Annotated in this window: 12 protein-coding genes and 1 pseudogene; 7 read left to right on the top strand and 6 right to left on the bottom strand. The window is 67.2% G+C overall.

Annotated features, from left to right (window positions below):
• Positions 1-150 precede the first annotated feature (150 nt).
• The 7 genes and pseudogenes from AC1MED_RS16525 to AC1MED_RS16495 form a co-directional block, all read left to right on the top strand.
• Positions 151-1,569 carry an MFS transporter gene (locus tag AC1MED_RS16525; RefSeq protein ID WP_479784428.1) on the top strand — a complete coding sequence of 473 codons (1,419 nt, stop codon included), beginning with the start codon at positions 151-153 and terminating at the stop codon, positions 1,567-1,569.
• 4 nt (positions 1,570-1,573) lie between these two features.
• Entirely contained in the window at positions 1,574-1,960 is a 387-nt protein-coding gene (locus tag AC1MED_RS16520) for an NIPSNAP family protein (protein ID WP_479784427.1), read from the top strand.
• Positions 1,950-2,783 carry an SDR family NAD(P)-dependent oxidoreductase gene (locus tag AC1MED_RS16515; protein WP_479784426.1) on the top strand — a complete coding sequence of 278 codons (834 nt, stop codon included), beginning with the start codon at positions 1,950-1,952 and terminating at the stop codon, positions 2,781-2,783. The genes AC1MED_RS16520 and AC1MED_RS16515 overlap by 11 nt, the downstream gene beginning before the upstream one ends.
• A 77-nt stretch (positions 2,784-2,860) precedes the next feature.
• On the top strand, positions 2,861-4,255 hold the full coding sequence (locus tag AC1MED_RS16510; RefSeq protein ID WP_479784424.1) for an FAD-dependent oxidoreductase: 1,395 nt from the start codon (positions 2,861-2,863) through the stop codon (positions 4,253-4,255).
• A complete protein-coding gene (locus tag AC1MED_RS16505) occupies positions 4,252-5,736 on the top strand; it encodes an FAD-dependent oxidoreductase (protein ID WP_479784422.1) in 1,485 nt (494 codons plus the stop codon). Before AC1MED_RS16510 ends, AC1MED_RS16505 begins: the two co-directional genes overlap by 4 nt.
• Positions 5,733-7,283 carry an FAD-dependent oxidoreductase gene (locus AC1MED_RS16500; RefSeq protein WP_479784421.1) on the top strand — a complete coding sequence of 517 codons (1,551 nt, stop codon included), beginning with the start codon at positions 5,733-5,735 and terminating at the stop codon, positions 7,281-7,283. The genes AC1MED_RS16505 and AC1MED_RS16500 overlap by 4 nt, the downstream gene beginning before the upstream one ends.
• Before the next feature lie 131 nt (positions 7,284-7,414).
• Positions 7,415-7,596, top strand: a pseudogene (locus tag AC1MED_RS16495) (hypothetical protein); the annotation flags it as partial.
• A gap of 87 nt (positions 7,597-7,683) precedes the next feature.
• Here AC1MED_RS16495 and AC1MED_RS16490 read toward each other — a convergent pair.
• The 6 genes from AC1MED_RS16490 to AC1MED_RS16465 all read right to left on the bottom strand — a co-directional run bounded on the left by AC1MED_RS16490 (position 7,684) and on the right by AC1MED_RS16465 (position 14,117).
• Positions 7,684-8,757, bottom strand: coding sequence for an NADH:flavin oxidoreductase/NADH oxidase (locus tag AC1MED_RS16490; protein WP_479784419.1), 1,074 nt, complete (start codon positions 8,755-8,757; stop codon positions 7,684-7,686).
• Positions 8,758-8,868: 111 nt separating this feature from the next.
• A complete protein-coding gene (locus tag AC1MED_RS16485; protein ID WP_479784417.1) occupies positions 8,869-10,068 on the bottom strand; it encodes a M20 family metallopeptidase in 1,200 nt (399 codons plus the stop codon).
• Complete coding sequence (locus AC1MED_RS16480) at positions 10,065-11,081, bottom strand: ketopantoate reductase family protein (protein WP_479784415.1); 1,017 nt, start codon at positions 11,079-11,081, stop codon at positions 10,065-10,067. Before AC1MED_RS16480 ends, AC1MED_RS16485 begins: the two co-directional genes overlap by 4 nt.
• The gene (locus AC1MED_RS16475; RefSeq protein WP_479784413.1) at positions 11,078-11,890 is read right to left on the bottom strand and encodes an SDR family NAD(P)-dependent oxidoreductase; all 813 of its coding nucleotides are present in this window, start codon (positions 11,888-11,890) and stop codon (positions 11,078-11,080) included. The genes AC1MED_RS16480 and AC1MED_RS16475 overlap by 4 nt, the downstream gene beginning before the upstream one ends.
• Complete coding sequence (locus tag AC1MED_RS16470) at positions 11,887-13,200, bottom strand: MFS transporter (RefSeq protein ID WP_479784411.1); 1,314 nt, start codon at positions 13,198-13,200, stop codon at positions 11,887-11,889. Before AC1MED_RS16470 ends, AC1MED_RS16475 begins: the two co-directional genes overlap by 4 nt.
• On the bottom strand, positions 13,197-14,117 hold the full coding sequence (locus tag AC1MED_RS16465) for a polysaccharide deacetylase family protein (RefSeq protein ID WP_479784409.1): 921 nt from the start codon (positions 14,115-14,117) through the stop codon (positions 13,197-13,199). Before AC1MED_RS16465 ends, AC1MED_RS16470 begins: the two co-directional genes overlap by 4 nt.
• Between the last annotated feature and the right edge of the window lie 183 nt (positions 14,118-14,300).

Below are 14,300 nucleotides of genomic sequence, written 5' to 3'. Positions count from 1 at the left end.
TTGCGTCACATGCGAAGGCGTGGCTAGTGTCACATCACCGAATGACCCCCACCTCCAGGACCGGCCTCGGCTAGGTCCCCCGAGGTTGCGAACCGAAACCCCCACCGGCGGTGCACCTGCCCGCCCTGCTCACCAGACAAAGGAGTCCTGATGAGTCTGTCCCACCCCACCCGAGCCGCAAAACGGCCGCTCAAGCCCACAATGCCCGCATCACGGCAGGCCAAGCGCGCCGTCCTCAGCGGAACTTTCGGGTCCGCCCTGGAATGGTTCGACTTCGCCGTCTACGGCGCCATGGCCGCCACGGTCTTCCCCAAGCTGTTCTTCAACGACATGAGTCCCGCCGTCGCCCTGCTGGCGTCCTTCGCCACGTTCGGCGTCGGCTTCGTGGCACGCCCGCTCGGCGGCATCGTGTTCGGCCATCTGGGTGACCGGCTGGGACGGCGCAAGATCCTCCTCACCACCTTCATCACGATGGGCATCGCGTCGATGGTCATCGGCCTGCTTCCGCCGCAGTCGGCGATCGGCGTTGCCGCCCCGGTGCTGCTGGTTCTCATGCGCTTCGTTCAGGGCATCGCGCTCGGCGGCGAGGCAACGGGCGCCCAGTTGATGACCATGGAACACGCACCCGCGGACCGCCGCGCCTTCTACGGCGGCCTCATGGCAATGGGGTCCCCCATCAGCCAGGTGGCCGCCAACCTCATGCTGGCCGTCCTCTCCGGCGTGCTGAGCCCGGAAGCCTTCCTCTCCTGGGGCTGGCGAGTACCGTTCCTGCTGAGCATCCTCCTGGTGGCCGTTGGCATCTACATCCGGCTCAAGGTGGAGGAAACGCCGGTGTTCAAGGAAGGCATGCAGGAACTCGCCCAGGAATCCACCAACCCGGCCACCGTGATCAAGACCCACGGCGTCACCATCCTGCGGCTCATCCTGGCCTTCGCCCCGATCGTCGTGACGTTCTACATCGTCTCCGTGTTCGGCATCAGCTACCTCACCACCCATGGCTTCACCCAGAGCCAGACGTTCACGATCATCATGATCTCCAACTTCCTTTCCGTGATCGCGATCTGGTGGGGCGGACGGCTGGCGGATGTCTACGGCCGACGTCGGATCCTGACGATCGGATCGGCAGGCACCCTGCTCGCCGCGGTCCTGTTCTTCCCGGTGGTGAACCTGGGCAGCTTCCCGCTGACGCTGGGCATGGTGGCGTTCTCCCTGGTCACTGCGCAGTTCGGAAATGCGGGCCAGGGCGCACTCTTCGCCGAGGCGTTCCCCACCCACATGCGCTATACCGGATCCGCGCTCGCCCTGACCGGCTCCAACCTCATCTTCGCCGCCCCCGCACCGTTCCTGGCCTCCTGGCTGATGAGCATCAGCGGCGGCAGCACGGTCTCCATCACCATCGCGTGGATCGTGATCATCGTCGCGGCCCTGATCAACCTGGTGCTGATGGGCGACGGGAAGACTCTTGAGGGCGGCCAGCACCGCTTTGGCCGCTACGTCCACGTTGAGGAAACGACGACGGCGGCCACAGCCACCGGACTGGTCGGCTCCGCCGCCCGAGACGCACTGTGACGCCATGATCGTCGAACAGCGCACCTACGTCCTTCATACCGGTGCCCGGCTAGAGGAGTACCTTGACGCCTACGAAAACATCGGCCTGCCCGCGCAGAAGCCGATCTTGGGAGGCTTCCTGGGTTACTTCGTCACCGAATTCGGGCGGCAGAACGAGCTCAACCACTTCTGGGCCTACGAAAACCTGGAAGAGCGCCGCAACCGCCGCGCCGATCTCGCCAAGAGCGGCCAATGGCAGGAATGCCTGGCCATCATCCGGCCGATGATCATGACGATGGAGAACCGGATCATGTACCCGACGTCCTTCTCGCCGATCCGCAGCCTGCCCGTTGCCGTGACCGACCAGCACACGGCCTTCAGCCCGAACCAGAAGCCCGGCCATGACCAGTAACCCCACCGCCACACTCGATCCGGACACTCTCAAGCAGCCGGTACTGCTGCAGACGGCGATCGTGACCGGCGGCGCCGGCGGCATCGGCCAGACGATCAGCCGGCGCCTCGCGCAGGAAGGCTACGCCGTCGTCGTTGCCGATCTCGACCAGGAAGCCGCTGACCGGACGGCCGCGTCGCTCCCCGACGTGGGCTGGGCCGAACACCGCGGCTTCGCCGGCAATCTGGCCGACGGGGAGACCAATAAGGCACTTGCCGCGTTCGCGGCCGAGACCGGCCCGGTGGGGGTAGTGGTCAACGCCGTCGGCATTTCGCCCAAGCGAAACGGCGGCAAGATCCGCTTCTTTGAACTCAGCGACGATGAGTGGAACACCGTCATGGCGGTCAATGTTGCGGCACCGTTCTTCCTGGTGCGCGAGGTCTACCGGCACATGCCCACGGATGGTTCCGCGAGCATCGTGAACCTGCTGTCGATCACCGCCAAGACCGGCACGGGCGGCGGCCCGGACGCGGCGTTCGGCCCCTTCCTGCCCAGCTCCGTGGTCTACGGGGCATCGAAGGCGGCGCTTCAGAACCTGACGGCCAGCCTGGCCCACGAACTGGCCGACTTCCGGATCCGCGTGAACGGCGTGGCGCCGGGCTTTGTGCAGACCCCCATGATGGGCGACGTTCCCCAGGACGCCAGGCTTCTGGGCCAGGTCCCCATGAAGCGCTTCGCGACGCCGGAGGAGATCGCCGACGCCGTGGCCTTCCTCACCGGGAACCAGTCCACCTACATCACCGGCACCAGCCTGGACGTCAACGGCGGATTCCTCACCTGTTGACAAGCCCCGGGCGTGAGCCCGCCGCGTCCCCCACGGACGCGCCAGCACCAATGACAAAACCCCTGAAAGGGACAGCAATGACCATGCCCCAGTACGACTACGATGTGGTGGTCCTCGGATCCGGTATCGCGGGACAGTCCGCAGCCACCGCCGCGGCGCAAGCCGGCCTCAAGGTGGCGCTCCTGGAAAAGACCGGCAAGCTTGGCGGATCCTCGGCCATGAGCGGCGGATTCTTTGCCTTCTCCGGAACCGAAGAGCAGGCGGCCGAGGGCGTCCAGGACTCCGCGGAACTCTTCCTGCAGGACCTGCTCTCCACCGGCGGCGGCGTCAACAACCGCGCCCTGGTAGATGCCTACCTTGAACGCCAGGACGACACCTACCGCTGGCTCAAGGAGCAGGGCGCGACGTTCCGGGCCCTGGAAATCAGCTCCGGACAGTCCGCGCCGCGCAGCCACAACACGGTGATCACCGAGCTGCTCGCCAAGCTGCACCGCTCCTTCACTGAAAATGGCGGGGAAACCCGGCTGGGACACCGCGCGGTCCGGCTGGTGCGCGGCCACGAAGGCACGGTGACCGGCGTCGTCGTCGAAGCTGACGGTACCGAGTCACTGTTCAACGCCCGCGCCGGGGTGATCCTGGCGACCGGCGGCTTCAGCCGGAGCGCTGAGCTGCTGCGGACCTTTGCGCCGGAGCAGCTTGCGGCGATTCCCTATGGCGGGGCGGGCAACACCGGTGACGGCCTCAAGATGGCCTGGAAGCTGGGCGCCGGCGTGGCGGACATGTCCTACATCACCGCAACCTATGGCTCCCACCCGGACACCGGCGAGGAATTCCACGAACTGCTCACCGCGTATTACATGGGCGCGATCATCGTGAATCAGGACGGCCGGCGGTTCGTTGACGAGTCCAAGTCCTACAAGACCCTCGGCCGCGAGGTGCTCAAGCAGCCGGAGGGCCTCGGCTTCGAGATCTTCGATGCCAAGGTCCGGGCCAAATCACACCCCGGCATCCCGCTCAATGACATTGGCATGATCGAGGACTTGGGTCATCTCTTCAAGGCCGATTCGCTCGAGGAACTGGCCGAGGAAGCCGGCATCGCCCCCGCCGCCCTGGTGGCGACCGTGGCCCGCTACAACGACTCGGTGGCCGGCCGCGAGGAGGACGAAGTGGGCCGCACCCACCTGTGCAATGGCGTCGGCGAACTCCTGCCGCTGGACCAGGGACCGTTCTACGCCTACCCCGCCAAGGCGCTGATGACCACCACCTACTGCGGCGTGACCATCAACCCAGACGCGGAGGTGGTGGACGTCGACGGCGACGTGATCCCGGGGCTGTACGCCATCGGCGAGCTCACCGGCGGATTCCACGGCGCCGCGTACATGACCGGCACCTCGCTGGGCAAGGGCGTCGTCTTCGGCCGGATCGCCGCCGAGCACGCCGCCGCGAAACTGGCATCGAGCGTGGCGCAGTGAGCACGGCTACGCAGCAGGATGCGCTCACACAGCACCGTTCCACGGACACGGCGCCCGGCGAGCACGAGGTCCGCCGGGTGGACGTCGTCGTCGTGGGATCCGGGGTCAGCGGATCCGCCGCTGCCATGACCGCCGCCCGGCGCGGAGCCAAAGTGGCGCTCCTGGAGAAACAGCCGACGTTCGGCGGCTCGGCCGCGCTGTCGGCGGGAATGTTCTGGACCGCTCCCAGCGTGGATGCCTACCGGAAGCGGATTCCGCTGGGAAACGTGGACCTCGGCAGCCGCCTAGTCGACGACTATGAGGACGCGCTCGCCGAGTTGCGTGCCGCCGGTGTCCGGGTTGCGGCGGAGCCGAAGCGGGACATCATGACCTTCGGCATCGGCTACTCCACGGACATCCACGCCATCCTGGCCTGGTGCCGTGATCAGGTCATCGCGGCCGGGGGAGAGGCCACGGCCGGAGCGGCCGTCACCGAACTCCTGCAGGACGACGGCGGTGCCGTCACCGGGGTCCTGGTGCGGACCGCGGACGGGCACCAAATCCGCTACGACGCAGCCGCCGTCGTGCTGGCCAGCGGCGGATTCCAGGGTGACCGTGCCGAACTGACGCGATCCATCGGGCCCAACGCGGACCGGCTGGTGCTGCGCTCCAACCCCGGCAGCGTCGGCGACGGGCTGCGTATCGCGCGGGCTGCAGGAACCGGGGGGACGACGGCGATGAGCACCTTCTACGGGCACCTGCTGCCGTATCCGGTGGGCAGCTTCGAGGCCGCCCACTATCTGCCCTATTCCCAGTACTATTCCGGCTCGACGGTGTTGGTGAACCTGCAAGGGAAGCGCTTCGCGGACGAGACCGACGGCGACGAACTGCTCAACCAGGCCGTCACCTTCCAGCCACAAGCGCGCGGAATCCTGATCTTCGATGAGTTCGTCCGGAGCACGGAAGTGCTGGAGGAACCGTTCCCGGGACTGGGCAGCATCGACCGTCTGGGCATAGCCATCGAGGCGGGCGGGCAGCACGCTGTCGCGCAGACCCTGCCGGAACTCGTGGACCTGGTGGCCGACTGGGGCGTTGACCGCGATCAGCTCGCCGGCACCCTGGACCGTTATGCGGAAGTCGCCCGCCAAGGCGGCGGCACGGCCGACGGCGTTCCGGTGTCCGCCTCCGCGCGGGCGCCGCAGGACGGCCCTTTCTACGCACTCATGGTCCAGCCCTCCATCACGTTCACCTTTGGCGGGATCCGCACCAACGCGAAGGGCGAGGCCTTGGACCACGACGGCGCCGCGGTACCCGGGCTGTACGCAGCCGGTGCCGACATTGGCGGGCTGTCCAACTACGGCTACGCCGGCGGACTGGCGCCGGGTTACATCACCGGCCGCTGGGCCGGTGACTCGGCGGCAGGGCGGGCGGCCAAATCGATGCAGCACGGAAACCTGGCCGTCGCCGGCGGCAGGTACGGACGTGAAGGGAACACGAAGTGAGTTCAACAGCAGACGTTCTGGTGATCGGCGGCGGAGGATCCGGCATGAGTGCCGCGATCTCCGCGGCCACCAGCGGTGCGACGGTGATCGTCCTGGAGAAGTGCGCCAAGGTGGGAGGCAGCACGGCGATGTCCGTGGGCTCGTTCACCGCCGCCAACACGGCCTACCAATACCGCGCAGGGGTCAATGACAGCGTTGAGTTGTTCGTTGAGGACATGAAGGTGGCCAATGGCGAGTTCGAGCAGCGCGAGAACAAGGAGCTACGCCGGATCCTGGCCGAAAACTCGGGTGCCACCGTGGAGTGGCTCAGCAGCATCGGCGTGCAGTTCCTCGGCCCGACTCCGGATCCGCCTTACGAGAAGCCCCGCATGCACAACGTCCTGCCGAACTCCGGTGCGTACGCCGAGGCCCTGCTGCGCGAGTGCAGGAAGCGCGGCGTCCTCATCCATACCTCCATGCGCGTGGAGGAGCTGCTGCGCAACGCCGACGGCGAGATCATCGGCGCGCGCGCCAACGGCCGGGACTACTTCGGCCGGCGCGGCGTCATCCTGGCCACGGGTGACTACTCGGCGTCCGCCGAGATGAAGGCCAAGTACGTGGGGGAGGGCGCGGCCAAGATCCCGCCGGTCAACCCGAACGCCACCGGCGACGGCTTCAAACTGGGCGCCGACGCCGGCGGGGTCATGATCCAGATGGACCGCCTGTATGAGGGGCTTCGCTTTGCGCCCTCCACCCGGGTGGACCCGATAAAGATGCTGCCCTCGCACCCCCTCATCTCCAAGGTCATGCGGCTGGTGGTCGAGCGGCTGCCGCGGAAGATCCTGGCGTACGTGGTCCGCGGAGCGTTGACCAGCTGGGTCGGCCCCAACAACACCATGTACCGCGCTGGGGCGATCCTCGTGGGTCACGGGGGCAAGCGCATCGCCAACGAGGATTCGGACAAGGCCATGGCGCGGGCCACCGCGGCGGATGCCAAGAACACCGCCTACATGATCTTCGACGAACGGGTGGCCAGGAAGTTCTCGGCTTGGCCCAACCCGGTCTCCACGTTCCCGGGGGTGGCCTACGCCTACGTCGATGACTACAAGCGGTACCGTCCGGACGTCTACCACCGGGCCGAAACCATCGAGGCACTGGCTGCCAGCACCGGCCTCGACCCGGCGGTGTTGACGGCCAGTGTTTCGGACTGGAATGCCAAGGTGGCGGCCGGCAAGGACGGCGACTTCGACCGCGAGCACCTTGGCCAGGGCGTGAGCGAAGGCCCGTTCTACGCGCTGGGGCCGATGAACGCCTTCATCACCCTGGCCGACGGCGGTCTGGCCGTCGACACTGAACTCCGGGTGACCACTCCCGAGGGTGAAGCCATCCCCGGTCTGTGGGCTGCCGGATCCACCGGTCAGGGAGGCCTCCAGCTGCTCAACCACGGGCTCCACATCGGCTGGGCGATGGTTTCCGGACGCATCGCCGGACGCAACGTGGCGCGCGCGCCGGGCCGTAGTGACCTGAATGTGGCGGGAGCCCCGCTGGCCAGCAGCGTTCGAGTATGAAACGGGAACGGCCTGCCCGGCCGGGCAGGCCGTTCCCTTCAGTACTCCCCATTAGTCAAGTAGAACGAACGGCGGATGGTGCCCGCGAGCTTTTGACTTCTGTAGGGCGAGTTTGGGCCTAGAGTCCAGGGCTGGTGAACCTGATGATGCGCTTCTACGAGCTCGACGCCGGGCGGATCACGCTGGACGGCGTGGACGTGGCGCTGATGTCCCGTCACGAGCTGCGCTCGCGGATGGGCATGGTGCTGCAGGACACCTGGCTGTTCGGCGGGACCATCCGGACAACTTCGCATACGGCCAGCCGGATGCTTCCTAAACGGAGATCCTGGAGGCCGCGAAGGCATGACGTGGGTGTTCAGCGCTTTGTCGGTCTGTTTGGCGTGCGCGTTGCATGGCCCCGCTACAGAGCGCGGTGGTACTGACTTGGCCAGTATTCCTGCGGTTGGCCGCCGGCCAGCCGCAGCGCATAGTAGGGGTCGCGCAGCAGCGCCCTTCCGACGATCACGGCGTCGACGCTGGACGACGCGAAGACGTTTCGCAGCAGGTCCGGGTCCGCCATTTGGCCTACCGGTGCTACCGCGGTTCCGGCGGCTTCCTTCAGCGACTCCGCGAAGTCCAGGTTCAGGCCCTGCCTGTTTGGCGGCGGGGCGTCCACAGCTAGGGCCCCAGATGTCACATCCAGCAGGTCGATCCCCAAACTGCCCAGGCGTTGAGCAAACACTTTCGCCTCCTCCAGGGTGATGCCGCCGTCGATCCAGTCCGTAGCGGTTATCCGGACAAATACGGGTTTCTCTGGCGGGAAGGCATCACGGACGGCCTTGGCGACCTGCAATGGGAACCGCATCCGGTTTTCCAGCGATCCGCCGTGCCCGTCCTGGCGGTGGTTCGTAACCGGGGACAGGAACTGGTGGAGCAGGTACCCGTGTGCGGCGTGGATTTCCACCACGTCATACCCGGCTTTATGGGCGTTGCTCGTGGCCGCAACGAACTCGCCCACCACGTCATCGATTTCCCAGGCGGTCATTTCAGTGGGCACGGTCAGCTTGCCGAATGCCCTGGCTGAGGGAGCCAATGGCACCCAGCCCCCGTCCTGGACCGGGACCGCGCTGTTCTGTCCGCTCTGAACCCAGGGCTGCCGGTGTGAGCTCTTCCGGCCCGCGCTGTTGAGCTGTATCGCGGCGACGGACCCGAGCTCCTTGATCTGCGCGGCAAGCATCCTGTGCCCCTCGACCTGCCCGGCATTCCAGATACCGAGGTCGTGGGCCGTCGTCCGGTGCCGGGGGCCGACGGCGGTTGACTCCACCATGATCATTCCCGCTCCGCCTACTGCCCGGGAACCGTAGTGCACGCGGTGCCAGCCAGTCGGTACTCCGTCATGGCCGGCCGAGTATTGGCACATCGGGGACATCCAGACCCGGTTGGCGATTTCGACCCCGCGCAGCTGCAACGGCTCTGTGAATGTTCCGCGATCCATTCCAATCCTTCTTCGAATCAAGCGTCCGGGCCAACGGTGTTGTCGGTCCTGTGGTGATGCACGACGACGGCGGGCAGCGGAACTGCCAATCCGCCCCCGCCGTCGGACTTCTTAGCCTGCGGCCGCCCCAACGACAGCGCTGACGGCCCCCTCCGGGACCTCTGCTAAGGCAGCCAGCAGTCCCGCGGCGAGGCTGGTCCGCTCGAGCATGCCGTCGATGCTGATCCATTCGTGCCGGGCGTGCGCCCCGTCGCCGACTGCGCCGAGCCCGTCCAGGACGGGAAGACCCAGGGCTGCAGCGAAGTTGCCGTCGCTGGCGCCGCCGACGGAGGTTTCCGCCAGCTCGAAGCCCAGCTGGGCCGCCACCTGCTCGGCCTCTGCGAAGAGCCGCCCGGTATCGGCCGAGCGGGGCATCACTGGACGGTTCCAGCCGCCGGAGACCTCCACGGAGGCCTCCGGGCTGCGGGCCGTGAGGCTGTCCAGGACGGCGTTGATCCGCCCGACCTCGGCCTCGGAGGTCACCCGGACATCGAGGTCGGCGGTAGCGAACCCGGCCTTGACGTTGGTCCGTGTGCCCCCGCCCACCAGCCCGACATTAACGGTGGTTCCCTTGGCCAGGTCCGTTTCGGCGTGCAGCTGCACGATCACGTGCGCAATTTCGTCGATGGCGCTGGCGCCGACTTCGGGATCCAGCCCGGCGTGGGCTTCCTTGCCGGTGGCGGTAACCCGGAAGATTCCCACGCCCTTCCGGGCCGTCTTCAACGCGCCCGCGGCGCTGGCCTCGAACACCAGGACCGCACTGCCCCGCGCGGCTTCTTGCTCGATGACGGACCGCGACGCCGGGCTGCCTACCTCCTCGTCGCCGTTGAGGACCAGCCGGACGTTGGGGCGGGGCAGGCCGAGCTCGGCCCCGGCGCGCAGGGCCCACACCAGCTGCACCAGCCCGGCTTTCATGTCGAATGCACCGGGTCCGGTAAACCGGTCCCCGTCCACGGTTGCCGGCCAGTCTCGGAGGGTCCCGGCCGACCAGACGGTGTCGTAGTGGCAGAGGGCCGTGATCCAGCCGTCGCCGCCGTCGTCCGAGGGATAGTCGAGCACCACGGTGTCGCCCCAGCTCCCGCCGTCGACGTGGCGGCGGGCGGCGGGCGTGCCGATGCGGCCGGCTATCCACTCCTCCACCCAGGCCAGGCCCGACTTGAGCAGCGCCTTGTCATCGGAGGGGGTTTCCCGGGAGACGTAGCCCGTCAGGTCCTCGAGGAGGTCGGCGCGTTGTCCGGCCACCCAGGCCGGCAGTTCCTCGATCGCGGTCATCGGGTGGCCTTCCGGTCAAGGGCGGTGAGGTGTTCTTCGTCCATGGTGATGGCACCCGTTTCAAGCTGCGTGATCATCGACACCAACTCCTCAATGAGGGCCACCTCCAGCTGGTGTTTGGCGGCCAGTTCCAGGACCGGGCGGTACTGGGTGGGCACCTCGGTGGGACGTTTCCGCACCGCGATGTCGCGCCAGATGCCGGAGCGCGTCTTGGTCTGGGTGGAGAGCCATTTGACGAGGTCGTCCGTGGCCCCGGAGTTCCGGGCCGCGTCGGCGCCGCGGGTGTAGCAGGAAGGATCGAACGCGTCGAACCCTTCCAGCGTGATGCCTTCGGCCGCGGCCACATCGAAAACCTCCGCGGCGAGTTCGTTCATCGCGGGCCGGTGCCGGTCGATCAGCTCGCTCATGTCGGCGTCGGCCAGTGCCGTGGCAGTCAGCATGGCCCCGAACCCCAGTTTGGACCAGAGGTAACCGGCGACGTTGTCTGTGACCGCCGGAGTGCCCCAATGGCGCAGGTCGTGGGCCAGCTGCCGCACCCGGTCGCTGGTGCCGCCGGCGTACTCGCCTAGCGCCATGGCGCCGATGCCGCCGTCGTTGATGACACCGGGTTCCAGGACGTCGGCGAAGAGGTCGACAAAGGCGATGACGGTCCGCTCGGCCCCGACATGCCGGGCGATGGTGGCCTCATTGAGGCCGTTCTGAAGGGAGGCCACGTAGCCGCCGCTGCTGAGCCTTGGCGCTATCCAGGCCGTCGCGCTGTCGGTGGCCTGGGCTTTGACCGCCAACAGGACCCGCTCCAGGGTGGCGGGGGCGTCGTCCAGGCCGTAGCAGGGAACGTCCGCGGCCAGGACCCCCGACGGGCTCTTGATCTGCAGCCCGTTCTCGCGGATGGCCGCGACGTGGAGTGGATCGGCGTCGACCAGCTGGACCGGGACGCCCTGCGCGTGGAGGTGGGCGGCCAAGGTGCCGCCGATCGCTCCGGCGCCGACTACTGTGTATGGGTTTTCCGTCATTGAGATACTTTCGTGTTGTTGCCGCCGGGGCCCGCCACCGCGTTGGCCGGCCAGTGAAGCGGCAGGTTCATGGCGCCGGCGGAGGAACCGCCGTCGACGCGCAGGGTCTCGCCGGTGATCCATTCCGCCTCGGGGCCGGCCAGCCATACGACGGCGCGGGCAATGTCGTCGGGTTCGCCGCGGCGCCCCAGCGGGTTGCCGGACACGGCGGCGGCGTATTCCTCCGTCACCGGGTTGGCGTCGCTGTTGACGGTCACGAAGCCGGGGGCGACGGCGTTGACACGGATGCCGTGCGGCCCCAGTTCCAGGGCCGAGGCCCGCGTGACCATTTCAAGTGCGGCTTTGGACGTGGAGTAGGGCGCGGCGCCGGGACGGGCACGCAGGGCCGCGCCGGAGGAGATGTTGATAACGCTTGCCCCCCGTCCTGCCTCGATGGCCCGCTGCGCGAGGGCAACGGTGGCCAGCAGGGGAGCGCGGGTGTTGAGGTTCTGCACCGCGTCCCAGGCGGCGGCGTCCAGGGAGAGGAAGGGGGTGGCCGGATAGATTCCGGCCGAGTTGACCAGCACGTCCACCGGAGCGTCCGTCCAAGCGCGGGCAACCATGTCCTCCGGCGCGGCGGGGGTTGCGAGGTCCGCAGCCAGGACCTGCGCGTCCTCCGCGCCGGCCGCCCGGCACTCCTCGGCGACGGCGGCCAGGGCCTCTGTATTGATGTCCACCAGCGTGAGCCGGAAGCCAAGTCCCGCGAACCGGTTGGCCACCTGGCGGCCGATGCCGCTGCCTGCCCCTGTTATAAGTGCGTGCCGGCTCAATCGAGGGCCTTGCCCTTGGTCTCGGGCATGGTCAGGTACACAACGACGCCGATCGCTGCGGCCACTGCGCAGTAGAGCCAGACGAACCCGCCGTAGCCGCTGGTGTTCATCCAGGTGGTGATGTACGGGGCGGTGCCTCCGAAAATTGCCACCGCGAGGGCGTAGGGCAGGCCAATGCCGGTGGCGCGGACCTCGGCGGGGAACTGCTCGGCCATGATGACGGCGCAGTTGGCGGAATAGCCCAGGAGCAGGATGATGCCAATGACCTCGATGAGCAGCAGCATCCAGAAGTTGCCGTTGAGCAGGGCGAAGGCAGGCCAGGAAAAGAGCAGGAACCCGGCGGCGAAGGCCGTCATGGTGGGTTTGCGGCCGATCTTGTCAGACAGCAGGCCGGCGAAGGGGAGCAGGACTAGGAACAGGCCGACGGCGATGAAGTTCGCGAGGAGCGCCTGGCTCAGCGGGATGCCGGTGGAGACGGCCGCGTAGGTGGGCATGTAGGAAACCCACATGTAGTACAGCAACGTCCCGGCGATGGTCACGCCGAAGACGCGCAGGGTGGCTTTGGGGTGCTTGACGAACATGGTAAAGACGGAGTTGCGGCGCGTTTCGCCGGACGCTTCGGCGCGGCTCTTGGAGTTGACGAACGATTCGGTCTCCTCCACGGACGACCGCAGCCACAGGCCTACCAGGCCCAGGAGCGCGGCCACGATGAAGGCCAGTCGCCAGCCCCAGTTGTCCAACGCGTCCTTGGACAGGGTGCTGGTGATGATCGCGCCCATGCCGGAGGCGAGCAGGACGCCGGCGCCCACTGACACCTGCTGCCAGGAGCCGGCGAAGGCGCGGCGGCGCGGCGCGGCGGACTCGACCAAGAAGGCCGAGGAGGAACCGAACTCGCCTCCGGCGGCAAAGCCCTGGACCATCCGGGCAATCACCAGGATGATCGGCGACAGGATGCCCACAGTGTCGTAGGTGGGGGCGATGCCGATCAGGGCGGTGGCCCCGGCCATCAGGCCGATGGTGAGAACCAGGCCCTTCTTCCGTCCGTGGCGGTCAGCGTAGGCGCCCATGATGGCGGCCCCGACGGGCCGCATAACGAACCCGACGGCAAAGATGGCGAGAGTGGCCAGAAGCGCCGCGATGGGGTCGCCCTTGGGGAAGAAGTGGTGGGCGAACACGGACGAGAAGGTCGTATAAACGGCCCAGTCCACCCATTCGACGGCGTTGCCGATGCTGCCGGCGACGATTGCCTTGCGGCCCTGGGGTGAGAGTTTGGTTGCGTGGACCTCGTCCACAGTCAGCTGTTGTGTCATGAGATGGTCGTCCTTGTGGTGAGCCGGGAGGCAACGTGGGCTGCCAGGTCGGCGTGGGTGGTGATCCACACATCGTTGTGCGATCGGATGTGGTCCATAAGTTCTGCCAGGATCATCAGCCGGGACCGGTGCCCGATGATGTGGGGATGCATGGTGAGCTGGAAGACGCCGCCTTCCGCGTACGCGGCGTCGAACTCGTCCTTCCAGATCTGCAGGAGATCGCGGGGCGGCATATAGGGCCGCAACCCCGTGAAGCGGTCCATCATCAGGTACGGCGCGTCGTCCCGGATCCACTCCACCGGGACCTCGATGATGCCCGTGGGGGCGCCGTCGGCGAGGATCTCGTAGGGCTCGTCGTCGGCCATCAGGGAGGAGTCGTAAATGAATCCCAGTTCCCGGATGACATCGAGGGTGGAGTCGGAAAAGTCCCACGACGGCGTCCGGATGCCCACCGGCCGGATGCCTGCCTGCTGGTGCAGTACGTCTGTGGCACGTCCCAGCAGGTCCAGTTCCTGCTCATAAGTCAGCAGGGTGTTCCGCTCGTGGATCCAGCCATGCACGGCCACCTCATGGCCCTGCTCAACGTAGGTGGGGACTTCGTCCGGACGCAGTAGCGCGCAGACGGCCGGGATGTAGAACGACGCCGGTGACTCGTAGCGGCGGAGTAGCTCCAGGATGCGGGGCACCCCGGCCCGGGCGCCGTACTCTCCCTGTGCCATCCGCCCCGGCGACGTTTCGCCGTCGCGCAGCGAGGGCGTCTCGTGGTCCGAGTCGAAGGACAGCAGGACCGCGGCCCTGGCGCCGCCCTTCCAGCGCTGGGCCGGATCGGGATGAATGAGGGACTGTCCGGCACGGACGCGGTTGACGTGCCCCCGCCACTCCGTTTCCGGCCATTGCCACGACTGGACGTTGTTCACAAGCGCTCCTTTGGTTCTTCGCGATGCGGAGGATCGACGGGGACCACGGCTTGGGGGTCGGCGTCAGCTGAGAGTGATCCAGCTCTCAAGTTACAAACGTAGGGTAGATCGTGCCCTTGAACAAGAGATGATGGAAAAATCATTCAAAAAAGTTAAATCAAATGGTTTTTTCATCTTTCAAAC

Source organism: Arthrobacter sp. BI5 (assembly GCF_056680065.1).
Note: the sequence above shows the minus strand (reverse complement) of the source record. Positions and strands in the feature narration are given on the sequence as shown.

Excerpts from the sequence above, each read along its gene's own strand:
- AC1MED_RS16525 (WP_479784428.1), top strand. The coding sequence starts at position 151 with ATGAGTCTGTCCCACCCCACCCGAGCCGCAAAACGGCCGCTCAAGCCC.
- AC1MED_RS16520 (WP_479784427.1), top strand. The coding sequence starts at position 1,574 with ATGATCGTCGAACAGCGCACCTACGTCCTTCATACCGGTGCCCGGCTA.
- AC1MED_RS16515 (WP_479784426.1), top strand. The coding sequence starts at position 1,950 with ATGACCAGTAACCCCACCGCCACACTCGATCCGGACACTCTCAAGCAG.
- AC1MED_RS16510 (WP_479784424.1), top strand. The coding sequence starts at position 2,861 with ATGACCATGCCCCAGTACGACTACGATGTGGTGGTCCTCGGATCCGGT.
- AC1MED_RS16490 (WP_479784419.1), bottom strand. The coding sequence starts at position 8,757 with ATGGATCGCGGAACATTCACAGAGCCGTTGCAGCTGCGCGGGGTCGAA.
- AC1MED_RS16485 (WP_479784417.1), bottom strand. The coding sequence starts at position 10,068 with ATGACCGCGATCGAGGAACTGCCGGCCTGGGTGGCCGGACAACGCGCC.
- AC1MED_RS16480 (WP_479784415.1), bottom strand. The coding sequence starts at position 11,081 with ATGACGGAAAACCCATACACAGTAGTCGGCGCCGGAGCGATCGGCGGC.
- AC1MED_RS16470 (WP_479784411.1), bottom strand. The coding sequence starts at position 13,200 with ATGACACAACAGCTGACTGTGGACGAGGTCCACGCAACCAAACTCTCA.